The sequence below is a fragment of the Streptomyces durmitorensis genome (genome assembly GCF_023498005.1).
Taxonomy (GTDB): Bacteria; Actinomycetota; Actinomycetes; order Streptomycetales; family Streptomycetaceae; genus Streptomyces; species Streptomyces durmitorensis.
Genome location: NZ_CP097289.1, coordinates 7,710,389 through 7,727,901, shown reverse-complemented (window position 1 = coordinate 7,727,901; position 17,513 = coordinate 7,710,389). Strand labels below are relative to the sequence as shown.

Below are 17,513 nucleotides of genomic sequence, written 5' to 3'. Positions count from 1 at the left end.
ATGCCGCGAGGCGGGGCCGCCGTCTGAGTGGGAGGGCAACCGTTCCGCCTCTTGATGCTGTGCGGCAGCTGTTCGAACACCGCCGCATCGCGCGGAACGTTACCGTATCGCGATCAGATGACCACTTCGACGCCCTCGCCCGGAGCTTTACCTGACGCCCGTTCGGACTCCAGTGCCTGCTGCAGGATGATGACGGCCGCCGCCTGATCGATGACAGACCTGCCCTTTTTGGACTTCACGCCCGAGGCGCGCAGCCCCTGACTGGCCGTCACTGTGGTCATCCTCTCGTCCACGAGCCTCACCGAAATGGGGGCGACCAAGCGGGCGAGGTCCTGTGTGAACGCACGGACCTTGGCGGCCGCGGGCCCCTCGCCCCCGTTGAGGGAGCGAGGGAGGCCGACGACGATCTCGATCGGTTCGTACTCGTCGACAAGCTGCTTCAACCTGCGCTGGGCGGCCGGGACATCACGTCCCGGCACCGTCTCCACCGGAGTGGCGATGATCCCGTCGGGGTCGCACGAGGCGACCCCGATCCGGGCGTCACCGACGTCGATGGCCAGGCGCCGGCCCCTGCGCATGCCCCCTGAGGAGTCGTCCATCAGGCCGTCTCTGCGACGAGGCGTTCGACGGCCGCCATGGCGTCGCCGATGGCCGCGACGTTCTGGCCGCCGCCCTGGGCGACGTCCGGCTTGCCGCCGCCACCGCCACCGAGCGTCTTGGCTGCCGTACGGACGAGGTCGCCGGCCTTGAGACCGCGCTCGCGTGCGGCTTCGTTCGTGGCGATGACCGTCAGCGGGCGGCCGTTGGCCGTGGTGAAGAGAGCGACCACGGCCGGGCGGTCGCCGGGGATGCGGTGGCGCACGTCGAGGACCAGCTTGCGCAGGTCGTCGGCGCCCGTGCCGTCCGGCACCTGTCCGGTGGCGAGCGCGACGCCTCGTACGTCCTTAGCGGATTCGACGAGACCGGCGGCGGCCGCCAGAACCTTCTCCGCGCGGAACTTCTCGATCTCCTTCTCGGCGTCCTTCAGCTTGCCGAGCATGGCGGAGACCTTCTCGGGCAGCTCCTCGGAGCGGCCCTTGACCAGCTCCTGGAGCTGGGCGACGACCGTGTGCTCCTTGGCCAGGAAGTTGTACGCGTCGACGCCGACCAGGGCCTCGATGCGGCGCACACCCGAACCGATGGACGACTCGCCGAGCAGCTTCACCAGGCCCAGCTGGGCGGTGTTGTGGACGTGCGTGCCGCCGCACAGCTCCTTGGAGAAGTCGCCGATGGTGACCACGCGCACGCGCTCGCCGTACTTCTCGCCGAACTCGGCGATGGCGCCCTGCTTCTTGGCCTCGTCGATCGACATGACCTCGGCCTGCACGTCGAGCTCGTGGGCGAGCACTTCGTTGATCTTCTGCTCGACGTCCGTCATGACGGCCGTGGGCACGGCCGACGGGGAGCCGAAGTCGAAGCGGAAGCGGCCCGGCTGGTTCTCGGAACCGGCCTGGGCGGCCGTCGGGCCGAGCGCGTCGCGCAGCGCCTGGTGCGTGAGGTGCGTGGCGGAGTGGGCGCGGGCGATGGCACGGCGGCGGTGCACGTCGATCGAGGCCCAGACCTGGTCGCCGACGGTGATCTCGCCGACCAGGACGACACCCTTGTGGACGTGCACGCCGGGGACCGGCTTCTGTACGTCACGGATCTCGACGGCTGCGCCGTTGTCGAGACGGATCCGGCCGGAGTCGGCGATCTGGCCGCCGCCCTCGGCGTAGAAGGGGGTGCGGTCGAGGACGACCTCGACCTCGTCGCCCTCGCGGGCGGCGGGGGACGAGACGCCGTTGACCAGGAGGCCGACGATCACGGCCTCGTTCTCGGTGAGGGTGTAGCCGGTGAAGTCCGTGGCGCCGGAGGCGTCGGCGATCTCGCGGTAGGCGTGCAGATCGGCGTGGCCGGTCTTCTTGGCCTGGGCGTCGGCCTTGGCCCGCTCCCGCTGCTCCTTCATCAGGCGCCGGAAGCCGTCCTCGTCCACGGAAAGGCCCTGTTCGGCGGCCATCTCCAGGGTGAGGTCGATCGGGAAGCCCCACGTGTCGTGCAGCAGGAACGCCTTGTCGCCGGAGAGGACCTTGCCGCCCGCGGCCTTGGTCTCGGTGACGGCGGTGTCGAGGATGTTCGTGCCGCCCTTGAGGGCCTTGAGGAAGGCGGCCTCTTCGGCGAGGGCGACGGTCTCGATGCGCTTGCGGTCGGATCGGAGCTCGGGGTACTGCTCGCCCATCGACTTGATGACCGTGTCGACGAGCTCGAAGGCGACGGGGCCCGTGGCGCCCATCAGGCGCATGTTGCGGATGGCTCGGCGCATGATGCGGCGCAGTACGTAACCACGGCCTTCGTTGCCCGGCGTGACGCCGTCGCCGATGAGCATCACGGACGTGCGCATGTGGTCGGCGACCACGCGCAGGGAGACGTCCGAGCCCTGCTCGGCGCCGTAGCGGACGCCGGTCAGCTCGGTGGCCTTGTCCATGACGACGCGCAGGGTGTCGGTCTCGTACATGTTCTGTACGCCCTGAAGGATCATGGCGAGACGTTCGAGACCGAGGCCGGTGTCGATGTTCTGGCTGGGCAGGTCGCCGAGGATCTCGAAGTCCTCCTTCGAGGTGCCCTCGCCGCGCTCGTACTGCATGAAGACCAGGTTCCAGATCTCCACGTACCGCTCGTCGTTGACGGCCGGGCCGCCCTCGACGCCGAACTCGGGGCCGCGGTCGTAGTTGATCTCGGAGCAGGGGCCGCAGGGTCCGGGGACGCCCATGGACCAGTAGTTGTCCTTCTTGCCCAGGCGCTGGATGCGCTCGGCGGGGACGCCCACCTTCTCGCGCCAGATGGTCTCGGCCTCGTCGTCGTCGAGGTAGACCGTCACCCACAGGCGCTCGGGGTCCAGGCCGTAGCCACCGTCCGCCACGGAGCTGGTGAGCAGCTCCCAGGCGTACGTGATGGCGCCTTCCTTGAAGTAGTCACCGAAGGAGAAGTTGCCGCACATCTGGAAGAACGTGCCGTGCCGGGTGGTCTTGCCGACCTCTTCGATGTCCGGCGTACGCACGCACTTCTGCACGCTCGTGGCGCGCGAGAACTGCGGCTTGACCTCGCCCAGGAAGTAGGGCTTGAAGGGCACCATGCCCGCGGGGACGAGGAGCAGAGTCGGGTCGTCCGCGATGAGCGACGCCGAAGGGACGACGGTGTGCCCGCGCTCCTCGAAGAAGCTCAGCCAGCGGCGGCGAATCTCGGCCGACTCCATCAGTGGTCCTCATTCCGGTTGTACGAGTACTTCGACTTCGAGAGGTACTTGCCCTGCTTGTTCTTGTCGGTCTTGCTGGTCTTGCCGTTCTCGATGGCCACGACGACCGTGCGCTGCCCAGGGAGTTCGGCGTCGACCGGGGCTTCGAGGCCCAGGGCCTCGCCCAGTTCGGCCTCGCGCTGGGCCATGCCGTCGCGGACGTCGAGAGCGAAGTCCTTGAGCTTGTGACCCGCTTCGAGCGCCTTGTTCGCGGCCTGCGCCGCGAGGCTCTCGGGGGTCAGTTGCTTGATCTTGCGGTTGACCTTGGTGGTGGCCCACACACCGGCAGCGGCGCCCGCGGTGAACCAGAACGTACGGCGGAACATCGCTGCGTCAGTCCTTCTTCCGCTTGCCCCGCCGCCGCGCGGAGGGGACGGTGCGCCCCACGATCACGGTACGTCGGGCGGGTGCCGATGGCACATTGTCTGATTCGGGTCCTGCCTTGCGGCCCAGGGCCCTGCGCACGCCGTATCCGAACGCCGCGACCTTGACGAGGGGGCCGCCGAAGGTGGAGGCCACCGTCGTGGAGAGCGCCGAGGCGTTCGACGTGACCTCCTGGACGTCGGAGGCGATGGCGTCGACCCGGTCGATCTGGGTCTGCGCGGAGCGCACCGCGCTGGAGGCGTCCGCGAGGAGCGGCACAGCCTGCTCGGTCACGTCCGCGACGAGCTTGGTGGTCGCCTTGAGCGTCTGCGCCAGCCTCACCAGCGCCACGGCCAGGAAGGAGACCAGGATCGCCCAGAAGACGGCCACCAGGATCCCGGCCACCTCGCCACCCGACACTGTGCACCGCTCCCTGGACATCGGCCCTGAACATCGAAAAGTCGTCCCCCGACCCTATCGCGCCGGGGCCGAGGCTCCGCACCGCATTACCGTGTACGGGCAAGGGAGTTCAGCGAAGTGATTGTACGGACTGCTTACGGATGAGTACGCTCCGTGTCTCATGCGACGCGATCAGGGCACCGGTAGCGGTCGGCACGACTCCCCCGCCCGCCCGCCGAGACCCGGCAACCTCCCCCTGGAGCTCAACGCGTTCGTCGGACGCACCGGCGAACTCGCCGATCTCGCCGCCGCGTTGGAGGCCGGACGTCTGGTCACGGTGACCGGCGTCGGCGGCGTGGGGAAGTCACGCCTCGCCGTCCGGGCCGCCTCCGACGCCGCGCCGCCGGACGGCGCCTGGCTGGTGGAGCTCGCCGCGGTCCGGGACCCCGATCTCGTGGAGCACGCCGTCGCCGACGCGCTGCGTCTGACCGATCACACGCATCGCACGCCGCGCAAGGTACTGCTCGACCATCTCGCGGAGCGGGAAGTCCTCCTCGTCGTCGACGGGTTCGAGCACCTGGTGGAGGCGTGCGCCTCGCTGGTGGGAGAGCTGCTGCACCGCTCCCCCGGCCTGCGGGTGCTCGCGGTGGGGCGCAGGCCGCTCGACACCTGCGGCGAGCGGATCTTCCCGCTCGCGCCGCTGCCCGCGCCGGACGCCGCCGCGCTGTTCGCCGACCGTGCGGCGGCCGGGCTTCCCGGGTTCGTCCTGGACGAGGAGAACGAAGCCGACGTGGCGGAGCTGTGCCGCCGTCTGGACGGGATTCCGCTGGCCGTCGAGCTGGCGGCGGGTCGGCTGCGGGCACTCTCGCCCGCGCAGCTGCTCTCCCGGCTCGACGACCGGTTCGCGCTGCTCACCGGAGCCCGGCGTGACGTTCCGCCTCGGCATCAGACCCTGCGTACGGCCATCGGCTGGAGCCACGAGCTGTGCACGGCGGGCGAGCGCCTGCTGTGGTCGCGGCTCTCGGTGTTCTGCGGGCCCTTCGACCTGGAGGCGGCCGAGTACATCTGCAGCGGCGACGGCCTGCACGCCGACGACGTCCTCGACGTACTGAGTGAGCTGCTCGCGCAGTCCGTCGTGACCCGCGAGGAGGGACCGACGGGCGTCCGGTACCGCATGCTCGACACGGTCAGGGCGTACGGCGCCGACTGGCTCGAGGCGACCGGCGACGCGGCGCGGATGCGGCGCAGGCACCGCGACTGGTACATGGGGCTCGCCACCCACTGCGAGCTGGACTGGTTCTCACCGCGCCAGGCGCACGTCGCCGAACTCGTCGACTGCGAACTGCCCAATCTGCGGGGCGCGTTGGAGTACTGCCTGTCGGAGCCGGACGAGACGCATCTGGGCCAGTACCTGGCGGGCAGCCTGTGGTTCTACTGGGTCGGCTGCGGGCGGCTCGCGGAGGGGCGGCACTGGCTCGACCGCGCCCTTGAGCTGGACGGCGACCACGACGAATCGCGTCTCAAGGCGCTGTGGGTCCTTGGCTACGTAGCGGTCCTTCAGGGCGACACGGTCGCCGCGCTCGCCGCGCTGCACGAGTGCAAGGACGAGGCGGAACGTACCGGCAGCGCCATCGCGACCGCGTACGCGGTCCATCGCATCGGCTGCCTCGCGCTCCTCGCCGACGACATGGAGCGTGCCGAAACCTTGCTGCGCTCGGCCCTCGCTCAGTACCGCGAGATCGGCGAGCTCAACAGCAACGTCCTGATGGGCCAGGTCGAGCTGGCGATGGCCCTCGCCTTCCGCGGCGAGCTCGCCGACGCGGTGGAGCTCTGCGAGGACGTACGCCAGGTCTGCGAGGACCACGGCGAGCGCTGGACCCTCGCGTACGCCCTCTATGTCCTCGGCTTCGCGGCCTGGACGCGCGGCGAGGCCGCGACGGCCCGTGAGCTGGTCATGCGGTGCCTGGCCCTGGACCACGCCTTCAACGATCTGCTCGGCACGGTGCTCGCGATCGAGCTGCTCGCCCTGTTCACCGCGGTGGAGGGCGACCCGGCAGAGGCCGCGGTCCTGCAGGGCGCCGCGTCCCGCATCTGGCCTTCGGTGGGCCTTCCGCTGTTCGGCTCGGGGAACTTCGGCGGGCCGCACGAACTGTGCGAGGCACAGGCCCGCGAACAGCTGGGCGACGCGCGGTACGAGGAGTGCGTGGCCGCCGGGACCCGTCTCACCCCGGACGCCGCGGTCTCCCGGGCCCTGGGCGCGGGCCGGAGGACCAACGCAAGAACCCGCCGCCCGCTCCACCACGAGGGCAGGGCGAGCGACGGGCTGAAGCAGGGAGAGCTACGTCCGGGTCAGCGGGCGTAGTACTCGACGACGAGCTGCTCGTCGCAGATCACGGGGATCTCCTTGCGGTTCGGGTCACGGTCCAGACGGAAGGCCAGGGCCTTCAGGTTCACCTGGAGGTAACGCGGGATCTCGCCGTCGGGGGCGAAGCCACCCTCACGCGAGACCACGAACAGCGGCTTCTCACGGCTGCGCTCGCGGACCATCACGACGTCGTCGGGACGGACGCGGAACGACGGCTTGTCGACCTTGCCGCCGTTGACCTCGATGTGGCCGTGGCTGACCATCTGACGGGCCTGGTAGATCGTGCGGGCGATGCCCGAACGAAGGATCAGGGCGTCGAGACGGCGCTCGAGCTCGATGACCAGGGCCTCGCCGGTCTTGCCTTCGGCCTTCTTGGCGCGGTCGTAGGCACGGGCCATCTGCTTCTCGCTGATGTCGTACTGCGCGCGCAGACGCTGCTTCTCGAGCAGACGGACCTTGTAGTCCGAGTTCTGCTTGCGCCCACGGCCGTGCTCGCCCGGCGGGTAGGGGCGGGCCTCGAAGTACTTGACGGCCTTCGGGGTCAGCGCGATGCCGAGGGCACGCGACTTCTTGACCTTGGGGCGGGACTGGTTCGGCATGAACCAACCTCTCTGTTCAATGTGAAATCGGCTTCACCAGGGTTAGGGGAGGTCGCAATCCGCAGCCTGGGAAACCCATCGGATCCGGTGATGCTGGATCCGGCGGGCAGCCGCTCCCTGGTCTGGGCACTATGTGCAGCACGCGAGTGGCCCACCGACCGCTTCCCGGAGTACGAGATGGTGGTGGGCTGCCCGCGACACCTTCGACGGTGCGCGACGCTCCTGGAGATTCCTGGACGGTGAGGTCCGGGGCTCCGGCTGGATGTCCCGTTCTGGTGGTGTCCGGTACGAGACCGGGACACGGGACGCAGCACTTCGGGCAAGTGTACCGGGTGGCAGGGGGTGCCTCAGCCGCAGCCCCGGCCGCAGGCTCAGCAGGTGGCGAGGAGGTCCTGGAGGGCCAGTTTCTCGGGGGCCGTGACGGTGAGCCGGTACTTCGCCTTGATCCCGGTCCAGCGGCGGCCGTACTCGCACCAGTATTCCTTGCGCGGGGGTTTCCACTTGTCGGGGGTCTGGCTGCTCTTCGTGTAGTTCGTCGCCTTGTCGGCGGCGAGCAGGACGTCGAGGTCGTTGGCGTACGTCAGCCGCTTCCGCGCCGTCCAGGCCCAGGCTCCGGCCCGCCAGGCCGCGCCGAGCGCGACGACGTGGTCGGTCTGGATCTGCGAGGCGCGGCGGTAGGAGTAGGGAAGGTCCTTGCCGGTGTACGGGTCGTGCAGGACGCCGGAGAGCACGACGCAGGGGTTGCGGTCGCCCTCGCGCAGGTTCCTCAGGTCGCGCCGCAGGACGTCGTCGCGGGTGTCGCAGCCGTTGCGGCCGCCGGGGGCGTCAGTGTCGTCGGACCAGCCGACGCCGAACTCGGAGCGCTTGTACGTCTGCCAGTTCTTGCCCCGGGCGACGGTGAGGCCGGCGAGCTGGTCCCGGGCCCGCGCGGCGGTGGGCGGGAAGCCGGGGCTCGCGAGGGCGGCCGTGGGGGACGGCTCGGGCGTGGGCTGCCGTGTTGCCGTCTGAGCCGGGGACCTGGTGGCCGTGTGGCGGGAGGCGGCGCGCTCCAGCTGCGGCGGCGTGCAGGCCGCGGCGAGGGCGGCGGCGGCGAGCAGGGTGGCCCCCGCGCGCGGCCCGGCTGCTGTGCCCATGGCGCCGAGCGTAGGCGGGAGCGCCGGGGCCCGCCCGCCGGGGGCGGTGCGGCTGCCCCGCCGGACCGTGCGGCTACTCGCCCTTGAGGCGCTCGCGCACCCGCTCGACCACGTCCGCGTACCGCGCCTCTGCTCCATAGCGCGTGGGTTGGTAGTAACGCTTGGCGGCCACCGCGTCCGGTGCGTACTGCTGGGCCGCGATCGCGCCCGGCACGTCGTGCGGATACACATAGCCCTGGGCGTGGCCGAGCTTGGCCGCCCCCTTGTAGTGCCCGTCGCGCAGGTGGGGCGGGACGGGGCCCGCCAGACCTGCGCGGACGTCTGCCTGGGCGGACTGGATGGCGATCGTCGCGGCGTTCGACTTCGGGGCCAGGGCGAGGGCGATCGTCGCGTGGCTGAGGGTGAGCGCGGCCTCCGGAAAGCCGATCATGGCGACGGCCTGGGCGGCGGCGACCGCCGTGGGCAGCGCGGTGGGGTCGGCGAGGCCGATGTCCTCGCTCGCGGAGATCATCAGGCGCCGTGCGATGAAGCGGGGGTCCTCGCCCGCCTCGATCATCCGGGCCAGATAGTGCAGGGCCGCGTCGACGTCCGAACCGCGGATGGACTTGATGAGGGCGCTCGCGACGTCGTAGTGCTGGTCGCCGTCGCGGTCGTACTTCACGGCTGCCCGGTCGACCGACTCCTCCAGGGTCTGGAGGGTGATCTCCTTCTCCCCCTTGGCGAGGGCCGAGCCCGCACCCGCCTCCAGGGCGGTGAGCGCGCGCCGGGCGTCGCCGCCCGAGATCCGCAGGAGGTGCGCCTCGGTGTCCTCGGGCAGCTCGACCGCGCCGCCCAGGCCCCGCTCCTCGGTGAGCGCCCGGCGCAGCAGGCCGCGCAGGTCGTCGTCCGTGAGCGGTTCGAGCGTGAGGAGGAGGGAGCGGGACAGGAGCGGGGAGATGATCGAGAAGTACGGGTTCTCGGTGGTCGCCGCGATCAGCGTCACCCAGCGGTTCTCGACGGCCGGGAGCAGGGAGTCCTGCTGGGCCTTGCTGAAGCGGTGGATCTCGTCGAGGAAGAGGACGGTCTCCTTGCCGTGGCCGCCCATCGCACGCCGGGCGCCCTCGATGACGGCGCGGACTTCCTTCACACCGGCGGTGATCGCGGAGAGCTCCACGAAGCGCTTGTTCGTGGCCTTCGAGACCACGTACGCAAGGGTGGTCTTGCCGATGCCCGGCGGTCCCCAGAGGAACACCGACGACGGTCCCGCCGGTCCTCCCCCGCCCTCGCCCTCGCCCACCAGCCTCCGCAGGGGCGAGCCCTGCTTCAGCAGATGCTGCTGGCCGACGACTTCTTCGAGGGTGCGCGGGCGCATCCGGACGGCCAGGGGACTCGTCGAAGGGTCCTTCTCCTGGCGGTCCTCGGCAGCTGCGGTAAACAGGTCGGGCTCCACGCTCGGAACCCTACGTCAGCCCACTGACAACGCCCTCGGCGCTGTCAGCTGGTCCAGAAGTCCCACCAGCGCGTGAGGATCAGCATGCCGATGATGCCGACGTGCAGCACCGGAAGCACCCAGGTGAACTCGCTGAAGAACGTACGCAGCCAGGAGGGCGCGGGCAGCAGGCCGTTGCGGACGTTGAACGACGTGACGTACCAGAACATGACGATCGTGGCGACCCAGGCCAGGCAGCACCACAGGCACAGCGAGTTGATCTCGTAGAGCGACTGGTACATCAGCCACGTGCAGAAACCGACCCCGAAGAGCATGCCCGCGTTCAGCGTCAACCAGTACCAGCGCGGGAAGCGGGCGCGGGCAAGGAGGCTCATGCCGACACAGATCACGACGGCGTACGCGGCGATGCCCAGCATCGGGTTCGGGAACCCGAAGGCCGACGCCTGCTCGCTCTTCATGATGTTGCCGCAGGAGACCACCGGATTGAGGCTGCAGCCCGGCGTGAAGTCCGGGTCCTCAAGAAGCTTGAACTTGTCCAGCGTGATGACCCACGCCGCGAGCAGACCCGCCGCACCCGTGATCACCAGAAGCAGCGCGAACGCACGGCTCCCGCCGACACCGCGTGGCGCGTCCGCGTCCCCTCCCCCGTGATCGTGCTCGGAGGGGAGGCTGTCGCTTGCCGGGGTCGTCTTGCTCATCACGCCGTTCCGTCGCTGAGTGGGGGCCTGCGGGCACGGACATTGTGCCGCACGCGGGCGGGTGTCCACCGTTCGATGGACATAAGGAGGTACGGACCGAACGCGCATGGCACTCACCCCGGGACCCTGAACGTGCGGGGCCCGGGTGCGGTGTCGCACCCGGGCCCCGCACCAGGCTTCGGCTAGGCCAGCTTGCCCTTCAGGACGGCCACGATCTCGTCCACCGCGACCGCGTCCTGCTCACCGGACTCCATGTCCTTGAGCTGCACGACGCCCTCGGCGAGATCCCGCTCACCGGCGACGATCGTGAAGCGCGCGCCGCTGCGGTTGGCGTTCTTCATGGCGCCCTTGAGGCCCTTGCCGCCGTACGAGAAGTCGGCCGCGACGCCCGCCTTGCGCAGCTCCGTCACCTTGGCGAACAGGACCCGCCTGGCCTCGTCGCCGAGCGGCACCGCGAACACGCTGGTCGCCGAGGGCAGTTCGAGCTGCACGCCCTCCGCCTCCAGGGCGAGGACCGTGCGGTCCACGCCGAGTGCCCAGCCGACGGACGGCAGCGCGGGGCCGCCGATCATCTCGGAGAGGCCGTCGTAGCGGCCGCCGCCGCCCACCGCGGACTGCGAGCCGAGGCCGTCGTGGACGAACTCGAAGGTCGTGCGGGTGTAGTAGTCCAGGCCGCGGACCAGCTTCGGGTCGTCCTCGTAGGCGACGCCCTCCGCCGTCAGGAGCTCGCGCACCTCCTCGTGGTACGCCTTGCAGGCGTCGCAGAGGTAGTCGCGCAGCATCGGGGCGCCGACCAGCTGCTTCTGGACGTCGTCACGCTTGTCGTCCAGGACCCGCAGCGGGTTGATGTCGATACGTCGACGTGTCTCCTCGTCCAGGTCGAGCGCGCGCAGGAAGTCCTGCAGCGCGGCACGGTAGACGGGGCGGCACTCCTTGTCGCCCAGGGAGTTCAGCAGGATGCGGAACTGGGAGAGGCCGAGCGTGCGGTACGCCTGGTCGGCGAGGATGATCAACTCGGCGTCGACAGCCGGGTCCTCGATACCGATCGCCTCGGCACCGACCTGCGAGAAGTGGCGGTAGCGGCCCTTCTGCGGACGCTCGTAGCGGTAGTACGAGCCGGAGTACCAGAGCTTGACCGGGAGGTTGCCCGCCTTGTGCAGGTTGGCCTCAAGGGCCGCGCGCAGCACGGACGCGGTGCCCTCGGGACGCAGGGCGAGCTGGTCGCCGCCCTTGGTCTCGAAGGCGTACATCTCCTTGGAGACGATGTCGGTGGACTCGCCGACGCCGCGCGAGAACAGCTCGACGTTCTCGAAGCCGGGTGTCTCCACATAGCCGTACCCGGAGTTCCGCAGCGGCGCGGCGATCGCCTCGCGCACCGCCAGGTACTTCGCCGAGTCCGGCGGGAGCAGGTCGTAGGTGCCCTTGGGGGCCTTGAAGGTGCTCACGGGTTTTCTCTCGTCACATTCCTCGTCGGGGAGCGTCGGCTCCCAGGCCGGCGGCCACCTGACGCAGATACGGGTTGGTGGCGCGCTCACGGCCGATGGTCGTGTGCTCGTTGTGACCGGGCAGGACCACGGTCGAGTCGTCGAGCGGCAGGCACACGCGCGCCAACGACTCGAGCATCTCGTCGTGCGAGCCGCCGGGCAGGTCGGTGCGTCCGATGGAGCCGGCGAACAGCAGGTCGCCCGAGAAGAACACCGAGGGGACCTCGGCGGACTCGGGGAGCTGGAAGGTCACCGACCCCTTCGTATGCCCCGGCGCGTGCGCGACGGAGAAGTCCAGACCTGCGAGCTTCAGGCGCGCGCCGTCGGCCAGCTCCTTGACGTCGGAGGGCTCCCCCACGGTCAGTTCGCCGAGCAGCTGCGCGCCGAAGGAACGGCCTATGGCCTTCTCCGGGTCGCTCATCATGTACCGGTCGTCGGGGTGGATCCACGCGGGCACGTCATGGGCCCCGCAGACCGGGACGACCGAGGCGACGTGGTCGATGTGGCCGTGGGTGAGGACGACCGCGACGGGCTTGAGCCGATGCTTCTTGAGTGCTTCCTCGACTCCCTCGGCGGCCTGATGGCCCGGGTCGATGATCACGCACTCCTCGCCTGCGGCGGGGGCGACCAAGTAGCAATTGGTGCCCCAGGCCCCGGCGGGAAACCCGGCAATGAGCACGATCGTCCTTCGTTCGTCGTCCGGCGGAGGTGACCGCGCAGGATCGCGGCAGATCAGAGCCTACCGGCGCTCCCGATTCCACAGCTAACCCATATACGGTACGGGGCTAACAGAAGCGGTCATCCACGCAGAGGAGAGATCACCCGGTGGTCAGCAACGATCAGCGGCGGCGTCAGCTCGCCCGGGAGAAGTTCTTGCGGCAGCAGCAGCGCCGGGAGGCCGCACGGCGCAGGGCGCGGATGCGCAACGCGGTGATCGCCTCGGCGCTCGCGGTGGTGGTGGCAGGCGGCGCGGTGTCGTACGCGGCGGGCGCCTTCGACGACGACGGCAAGCCGAAGGACGTGGCGAGCCCGGGCCCCACCAAGAAGCCGGACCCCTGCGAGAAGCCCGCCGGCGGCAAGGTGAAGCCGCTCAGCTTCAAGAAGGAGCCTGCGCTCACGATCGACAAGTCGGCGGACTACGCGATGAAGCTGAGCACCACCTGCGGCGACATCGGCCTCGACCTCGCCGCGGCGAAGGCCCCGCACACGGTCAACTCCTTCAACTTCCTGGTGAACAAGGGCTACCTCGACCACACCAAGTGCCACCGGCTCACCGCGGGCGGCATCTTCGTCCTGCAGTGCGGCGACCCGAAGGGCACCGGCGAGGGCGGCCCCGGCTACTCGATCCCGGACGAGAACCTCAAGGACAAGCGCCTGAAGGGGAACGTGTATCCGGCGGGGACGGTCGCGATGGCCAACCAGTACAACGCCGAGAAGAAGACGGGCCGGGACACCGGCGGCAGCCAGTTCTTCCTGGTCTACCAGGACAGTCAGCTGCCGCCCGACTACACACCGTTCGGGACCATTTCCGATTCCGGGATGAAGGTGCTCAAGAAGATCGCCGACGCCGGCGAGAGCACCGGGCAGGGCGACGGCGCCCCGAACGCGACGGTCGTCATCAACAAGGCGACCGTGTCGAAATCCTGACCGCTCACAGGCAAACTTCGGACGCGCGGGATGCGGACAGCCGCCCCGCGCGTCGCCTATGTTGGCGGTGACGAAACTGTGGACGATGCCGGGGGCCCGAGGCCCTGCACAGGCATCATGTGGAGGAGGCGCTGTGAGCAGCGACCCGTGGGGCCGCGTCGACGAGACGGGGACCGTGTACGTGCGCAAGGCCGACGGCAGTGAGCGCGAAGTCGGTTCGTGGAAGGCGGGATCTCCTGACGAGGCCCTTGCCTACTTCGAGCGCAAGTACGACGGTCTGGTCGTCGAGATCGGACTTCTCGAGCGCCGGGTGAAGACGACCGACCTGTCGGCCAAGGACGCCATGACCGCCATCGACCACCTGCGCGCGCAGGTGGACGAGGCACACGCGGTCGGCGATCTGGACGCCCTGAGCAAGCGCCTGGACAAGCTCGTCGAGACCGTCGACGCGCGCCGTGAGGAGCGCAAGGTCCAGAAGGCCAAGCAGTCGGACGAGGCGAGGCACGCCAAGGAGGCGCTGGTCGTCGAGGCCGAGGAACTCGCCCAGAGCGAGCAGTGGCGTGCGGCGGGCGAGCGGCTTCGCGCCCTGGTGGACACCTGGAAGGGTCTGCCGCGCCTCGACCGCAAGTCGGACGACGAGCTGTGGCACCGCTTCTCGCATGCCCGCTCGGCGTTCTCCAAGCGCCGCAAGGCCCACTTCGCCTCGCTGGACGCCCAGCGCGAGGAGGCCCGCAAGACCAAGGAGAAGCTGGTCGGCGAGGCCGAGGCGCTCTCCGGCTCGGCGGACTGGGGTCCGACGGCCGCGCGGTACCGCGACCTGATGACCGAGTGGAAGGCCGCGGGCCGCGCACAGCGCGAGCACGAGGACGACCTGTGGAACCGCTTCCGCGGCGCCCAGGACGTCTTCTTCGCGGCGCGCAGCGCGGTCTTCGCGGAGCGGGACGCCGAGCAGACGGAGAACCTGAAGCTGAAGGAGGAGCTGGCCGAGGAGGCCGAGAAGCTCGTCCCGGTGAAGGACCTCAAGTCGGCCCGCGCCGCCTTCCGTACGCTCAACGAGCGCTGGGAGGCCATCGGCCACGTCCCGCGTGACGCGCGGCCGAAGGTCGAGGCCCGGATGCACACGGTGGAGCGGGCTCTTCAGGAGACCGAGGAAGCCGAGTGGCGCCGTACGAACCCTGAGGCGCGCGCTCGGGCCGAGGGCCTGACGGGCCAGCTGCAGGCGGCTGTCGACAAGCTGACGGAACAGATCGAGAAGGCGCGCGCGGCGGGCAACAACGCCAAGGCGGACAAGCTCCAGAAGGAGCTCGACGGCCGCCAGGCGCTGCTGGACCAGGCGCTGAAGGGTCTGCACGAGTTCGGCGGCTGACACACCGTCCCGACCTTCATGGGGCCGCCCCGGCGCTGAGCGCCGGGGGCGGCCCCATGGAGGGACGAAGGTCAGGGCCTGCGCGCCGACGTCACCCTGTACACGTCATAAACGCCCTCGACTCCCCTGACCGCCTTGAGCACATGGCCCAGGTGCTTGGGGTCGCCCATCTCGAACGTGAAGCGTGAGGTGGCGACCCGGTCGCGGGAGGTCTGGACGGCCGCGGACAGGATGTTCACGTGCTGGTCCGAGAGGATGCGCGTGACGTCCGAGAGCAGCCGCGAGCGGTCGAGGGCCTCGACCTGGATGGCGACCAGGAAGACCGAGGACTGGGTGGGTGCCCACTCGACCTCGAGGATGCGCTCGGGCTCGCGGGAGAGCGAGTCGACGTTCACGCAGTCGCTGCGGTGAACCGATACGCCACTGCCGCGCGTGACGAAGCCGATGATCCCGTCGCCGGGGACGGGCGTGCAGCAGCGGGCCAGCTTGACCCACACGTCCTCGACGCCCTTGACGACGACACCGGGGTCGGCGTTGGCGCGGCGCTTGCTGCGGCTGCGCGAGGGCGGCGTGCTCTCGGCGATGTCCTCGTTGGCGGCCTCCTCGCCGCCGAGCGCCTGGACGAGCTTTTGCACGACGGACTGCGCGGTGACGTGGCCCTCGCCGATCGCCGCGTAGAGGGACGAGATGTCGGGGTAGCGCATCTCGTGCGCGAGGGTGACCAGGGAGTCGCCCGTGAGGATCCGCTGGATCGGCAGGTTCTGCTTGCGCATGGCGCGCGCGATGGCGTCCTTGCCCTGCTCGATGGCCTCGTCGCGGCGCTCCTTGGAGAACCACGCACGGATCTTGTTGCGCGCCCGCGGCGACTTGACGAAGCCGAGCCAGTCGCGGGACGGGCCCGCGCCTGCCGCCTTGGAGGTGAAGACCTCGACCAAGTCGCCGTTGTCCAGGGTCGATTCGAGCGGCACGAGCCGTCCGTTGACCCGCGCTCCTATGGTGCGGTGGCCGACCTCGGTGTGGACCGCGTACGAGAAGTCGACCGGGGTCGCGCCCGCCGGGAGCGCTATGACGTCGCCCTTCGGCGTGAAGACGAAGACTTCGTTGCGCGACAGGTCGAAGCGCAGCGATTCGAGGAACTCGCTGGGGTCCTCGGTCTCCTTCTGCCAGTCCAGGAGCTGGCGCAGCCACGCCATGTCGTTGAGGTGGTCGTCCTTGCCACCGGTCTTCTTCGGCACGTCCGTACGCACCTTGGAGGCGCCGGCGGACGGCTCCTGCTTGTACTTCCAGTGCGCGGCGATGCCGTACTCGGCGCGGCGGTGCATGTCGAACGTACGGATCTGGAGCTCGACGGGCTTGCCGCTGGGGCCGATGACCGTCGTGTGCAGCGACTGGTACATGTTGAACTTCGGCATCGCGATGTAGTCCTTGAACCGGCCGGGTACCGGGTTCCATCGCGCGTGGACGGTGCCGAGGGCGGCATAGCAGTCGCGGACCGTGTCGACGAGGACGCGGATGCCCACCAGGTCGTAGATCTCCGCGAAGTCACGGCCGCGGACGATCATCTTCTGGTAGACGCTGTAGTAGTGCTTCGGGCGCCCGGTGACGGTGGCCTTGATGCGGGCGGCGCGCAGGTCGGCCTGGACCTCGTCGGTCACTATGGCCAGGTACTCGTCGCGTTTGGGGGCGCGCTCGGCGACCAGGCGCACGATCTCGTCGTACATCTTGGGGTAGAGGATCGCGAAGGCGAGGTCCTCCAGCTCCCACTTGATGGTGTTCATGCCCAGGCGGTGGGCCAGGGGCGCGTAGATCTCGAGGGTCTCGCGGGCCTTCTTCTCCTGCTTCTCGCGCTTGAGATAGCGCATCGTGCGCATGTTGTGCAGGCGGTCGGCGAGCTTGATGACCAGGACGCGGGGGTCCTTGGCCATGGCGACGACCATCTTGCGCACGGTCTCGGCCTGCGCGGCCTCGCCGAACTTGACCTTGTCCAGCTTGGTGACGCCGTCGACGAGCAGGGCGACCTGGTCGCCGAAGTCGCGCTTGAGGGTGTCCAGGCCGTACTCGGTGTCCTCGACGGTGTCGTGAAGGAGGCCCGCCATGAGCGTGGCCGGGTCCATGCCGAGCTCGGCGAGGATCGTCGTCACGGCGAGCGGATGCGTGATGTACGGATCGCCGCTCTTGCGCTTCTGGCCGCGGTGCCAGCGCTCGGCGACCTGATAGGCCTTCTCGATCTGGCGCAGCGTCGCCGTCTCGATCTTGGGGTCGTTGCTGCGCACTATCCGCAGCAGCGGCTCCAGGACCGGGTTGTACGGGTTCGAGCGCTGGACGCCGAGGCGGGCCAGGCGGGCGCGTACGCGGTTGGAGGAGCCGGAGCGCTCGTTCTTGGCCGCCGTGGGGCGGGGCGTGGGGGTGGTGCTGCCGGCGCGCGCCTCGGTGGGGGGCTTGGGGCGCGAAGGATCGGCGGCCGGCTTGTCGCTCTTGGCGCCGGCGCCGGGCGTGCTCGGTGCGGACGTGGTGCTGGGAGGCGTACTCTCCCGCTTCGCCGGCGTCGCGCCCGCCGCGGGCGGCGCGCTCTTCGCGGGCGCAGCGGTGGACGCCGCGCGCTGGGCCTGCTCTGCGGCCTTGGCGGCGGTGAGTGCCTTGGACTCGTCTGGCAAGAGGCGCTCCCTGTGCGCGATCCGGGTCCCCCGGTCAGGCCCCGAAGAGCCCATGGTATCGATCCTGGA

Annotated in this window: 14 protein-coding genes; 3 read left to right on the top strand and 11 right to left on the bottom strand. The window is 69.9% G+C overall.

The window, feature by feature from the left end:
- Window positions 1-113 precede the first annotated feature (113 nt).
- The 4 genes from ruvX to M4V62_RS34585 are packed head-to-tail and all read right to left on the bottom strand — an operon-like array spanning window position 114 to window position 4,090.
- A complete protein-coding gene (ruvX, locus tag M4V62_RS34600) occupies window positions 114-578 on the bottom strand; it encodes a Holliday junction resolvase RuvX (protein WP_249593133.1) in 465 nt (154 codons plus the stop codon).
- Between the two features lie 20 nt (window positions 579-598).
- Window positions 599-3,268 carry an alanine--tRNA ligase gene (gene alaS, locus M4V62_RS34595; RefSeq protein ID WP_249591123.1) on the bottom strand — a complete coding sequence of 890 codons (2,670 nt, stop codon included), beginning with the start codon at window positions 3,266-3,268 and terminating at the stop codon, window positions 599-601.
- Window positions 3,268-3,633 (bottom strand): DUF6167 family protein, encoded by a 366-nt coding sequence (locus tag M4V62_RS34590; RefSeq protein WP_249591122.1) that lies wholly within the window; start codon window positions 3,631-3,633, stop codon window positions 3,268-3,270. The genes alaS and M4V62_RS34590 overlap by 1 nt, the downstream gene beginning before the upstream one ends.
- 7 nt (window positions 3,634-3,640) lie before the next feature.
- On the bottom strand, window positions 3,641-4,090 hold the full coding sequence (locus M4V62_RS34585; RefSeq protein ID WP_249591121.1) for a DUF948 domain-containing protein: 450 nt from the start codon (window positions 4,088-4,090) through the stop codon (window positions 3,641-3,643).
- Between the two features lie 160 nt (window positions 4,091-4,250).
- Here M4V62_RS34585 and M4V62_RS34580 point away from each other — a divergent pair, with 160 nt between their 5' ends.
- Entirely contained in the window at window positions 4,251-6,431 is a 2,181-nt protein-coding gene (locus M4V62_RS34580) for an ATP-binding protein (RefSeq protein WP_249591120.1), read from the top strand.
- Here the strand turns inward: M4V62_RS34580 and rpsD are convergent.
- The 6 genes from rpsD to M4V62_RS34550 all read right to left on the bottom strand — a co-directional run bounded on the left by rpsD (window position 6,419) and on the right by M4V62_RS34550 (window position 12,456).
- Window positions 6,419-7,033, bottom strand: coding sequence for a 30S ribosomal protein S4 (rpsD, locus tag M4V62_RS34575; RefSeq protein WP_249591119.1), 615 nt, complete (start codon window positions 7,031-7,033; stop codon window positions 6,419-6,421). The genes M4V62_RS34580 and rpsD overlap by 13 nt on opposite strands.
- Before the next feature lie 371 nt (window positions 7,034-7,404).
- Window positions 7,405-8,166: an HNH endonuclease family protein gene (locus tag M4V62_RS34570; protein ID WP_249591118.1), complete on the bottom strand. Its 762-nt coding sequence runs from the start codon at window positions 8,164-8,166 to the stop codon at window positions 7,405-7,407.
- Between the two features lie 73 nt (window positions 8,167-8,239).
- Window positions 8,240-9,595: a replication-associated recombination protein A gene (locus M4V62_RS34565; protein WP_249591117.1), complete on the bottom strand. Its 1,356-nt coding sequence runs from the start codon at window positions 9,593-9,595 to the stop codon at window positions 8,240-8,242.
- 44 nt (window positions 9,596-9,639) lie between these two features.
- Complete coding sequence (locus tag M4V62_RS34560; protein ID WP_249591116.1) at window positions 9,640-10,293, bottom strand: vitamin K epoxide reductase family protein; 654 nt, start codon at window positions 10,291-10,293, stop codon at window positions 9,640-9,642.
- A 182-nt stretch (window positions 10,294-10,475) separates the two neighbouring features.
- Complete coding sequence (hisS, locus tag M4V62_RS34555; protein ID WP_249591115.1) at window positions 10,476-11,738, bottom strand: histidine--tRNA ligase; 1,263 nt, start codon at window positions 11,736-11,738, stop codon at window positions 10,476-10,478.
- 13 nt (window positions 11,739-11,751) lie between these two features.
- Window positions 11,752-12,456: an MBL fold metallo-hydrolase gene (locus tag M4V62_RS34550; RefSeq protein WP_249591114.1), complete on the bottom strand. Its 705-nt coding sequence runs from the start codon at window positions 12,454-12,456 to the stop codon at window positions 11,752-11,754.
- Window positions 12,457-12,602: 146 nt separating this feature from the next.
- Here M4V62_RS34550 and M4V62_RS34545 point away from each other — a divergent pair, with 146 nt between their 5' ends.
- Together M4V62_RS34545 and M4V62_RS34540 are read left to right on the top strand one after the other, a co-directional pair.
- On the top strand, window positions 12,603-13,424 hold the full coding sequence (locus tag M4V62_RS34545) for a peptidylprolyl isomerase (protein WP_249591113.1): 822 nt from the start codon (window positions 12,603-12,605) through the stop codon (window positions 13,422-13,424).
- 133 nt (window positions 13,425-13,557) lie between these two features.
- Entirely contained in the window at window positions 13,558-14,790 is a 1,233-nt protein-coding gene (locus M4V62_RS34540) for a DUF349 domain-containing protein (protein WP_249591112.1), read from the top strand.
- A 71-nt stretch (window positions 14,791-14,861) separates the two neighbouring features.
- Here the strand turns inward: M4V62_RS34540 and M4V62_RS34535 are convergent, their stop codons facing one another.
- Window positions 14,862-17,444, bottom strand: coding sequence for a RelA/SpoT family protein (locus tag M4V62_RS34535; protein WP_249591111.1), 2,583 nt, complete (start codon window positions 17,442-17,444; stop codon window positions 14,862-14,864).
- Between the last annotated feature and the right edge of the window lie 69 nt (window positions 17,445-17,513).

Bases quoted from the DNA above. Each gene is read 5' to 3' on its own strand.
- ruvX (WP_249593133.1), bottom strand. From the start codon at position 578: ATGCGCAGGGGCCGGCGCCTGGCCATCGACGTCGGTGACGCCCGGATC.
- alaS (WP_249591123.1), bottom strand. From the start codon at position 3,268: ATGGAGTCGGCCGAGATTCGCCGCCGCTGGCTGAGCTTCTTCGAGGAG.
- M4V62_RS34590 (WP_249591122.1), bottom strand. From the start codon at position 3,633: ATGTTCCGCCGTACGTTCTGGTTCACCGCGGGCGCCGCTGCCGGTGTG.
- M4V62_RS34580 (WP_249591120.1), top strand. From the start codon at position 4,251: ATGCGACGCGATCAGGGCACCGGTAGCGGTCGGCACGACTCCCCCGCC.
- rpsD (WP_249591119.1), bottom strand. From the start codon at position 7,033: ATGCCGAACCAGTCCCGCCCCAAGGTCAAGAAGTCGCGTGCCCTCGGC.
- M4V62_RS34570 (WP_249591118.1), bottom strand. From the start codon at position 8,166: ATGGGCACAGCAGCCGGGCCGCGCGCGGGGGCCACCCTGCTCGCCGCC.
- M4V62_RS34560 (WP_249591116.1), bottom strand. From the start codon at position 10,293: ATGAGCAAGACGACCCCGGCAAGCGACAGCCTCCCCTCCGAGCACGAT.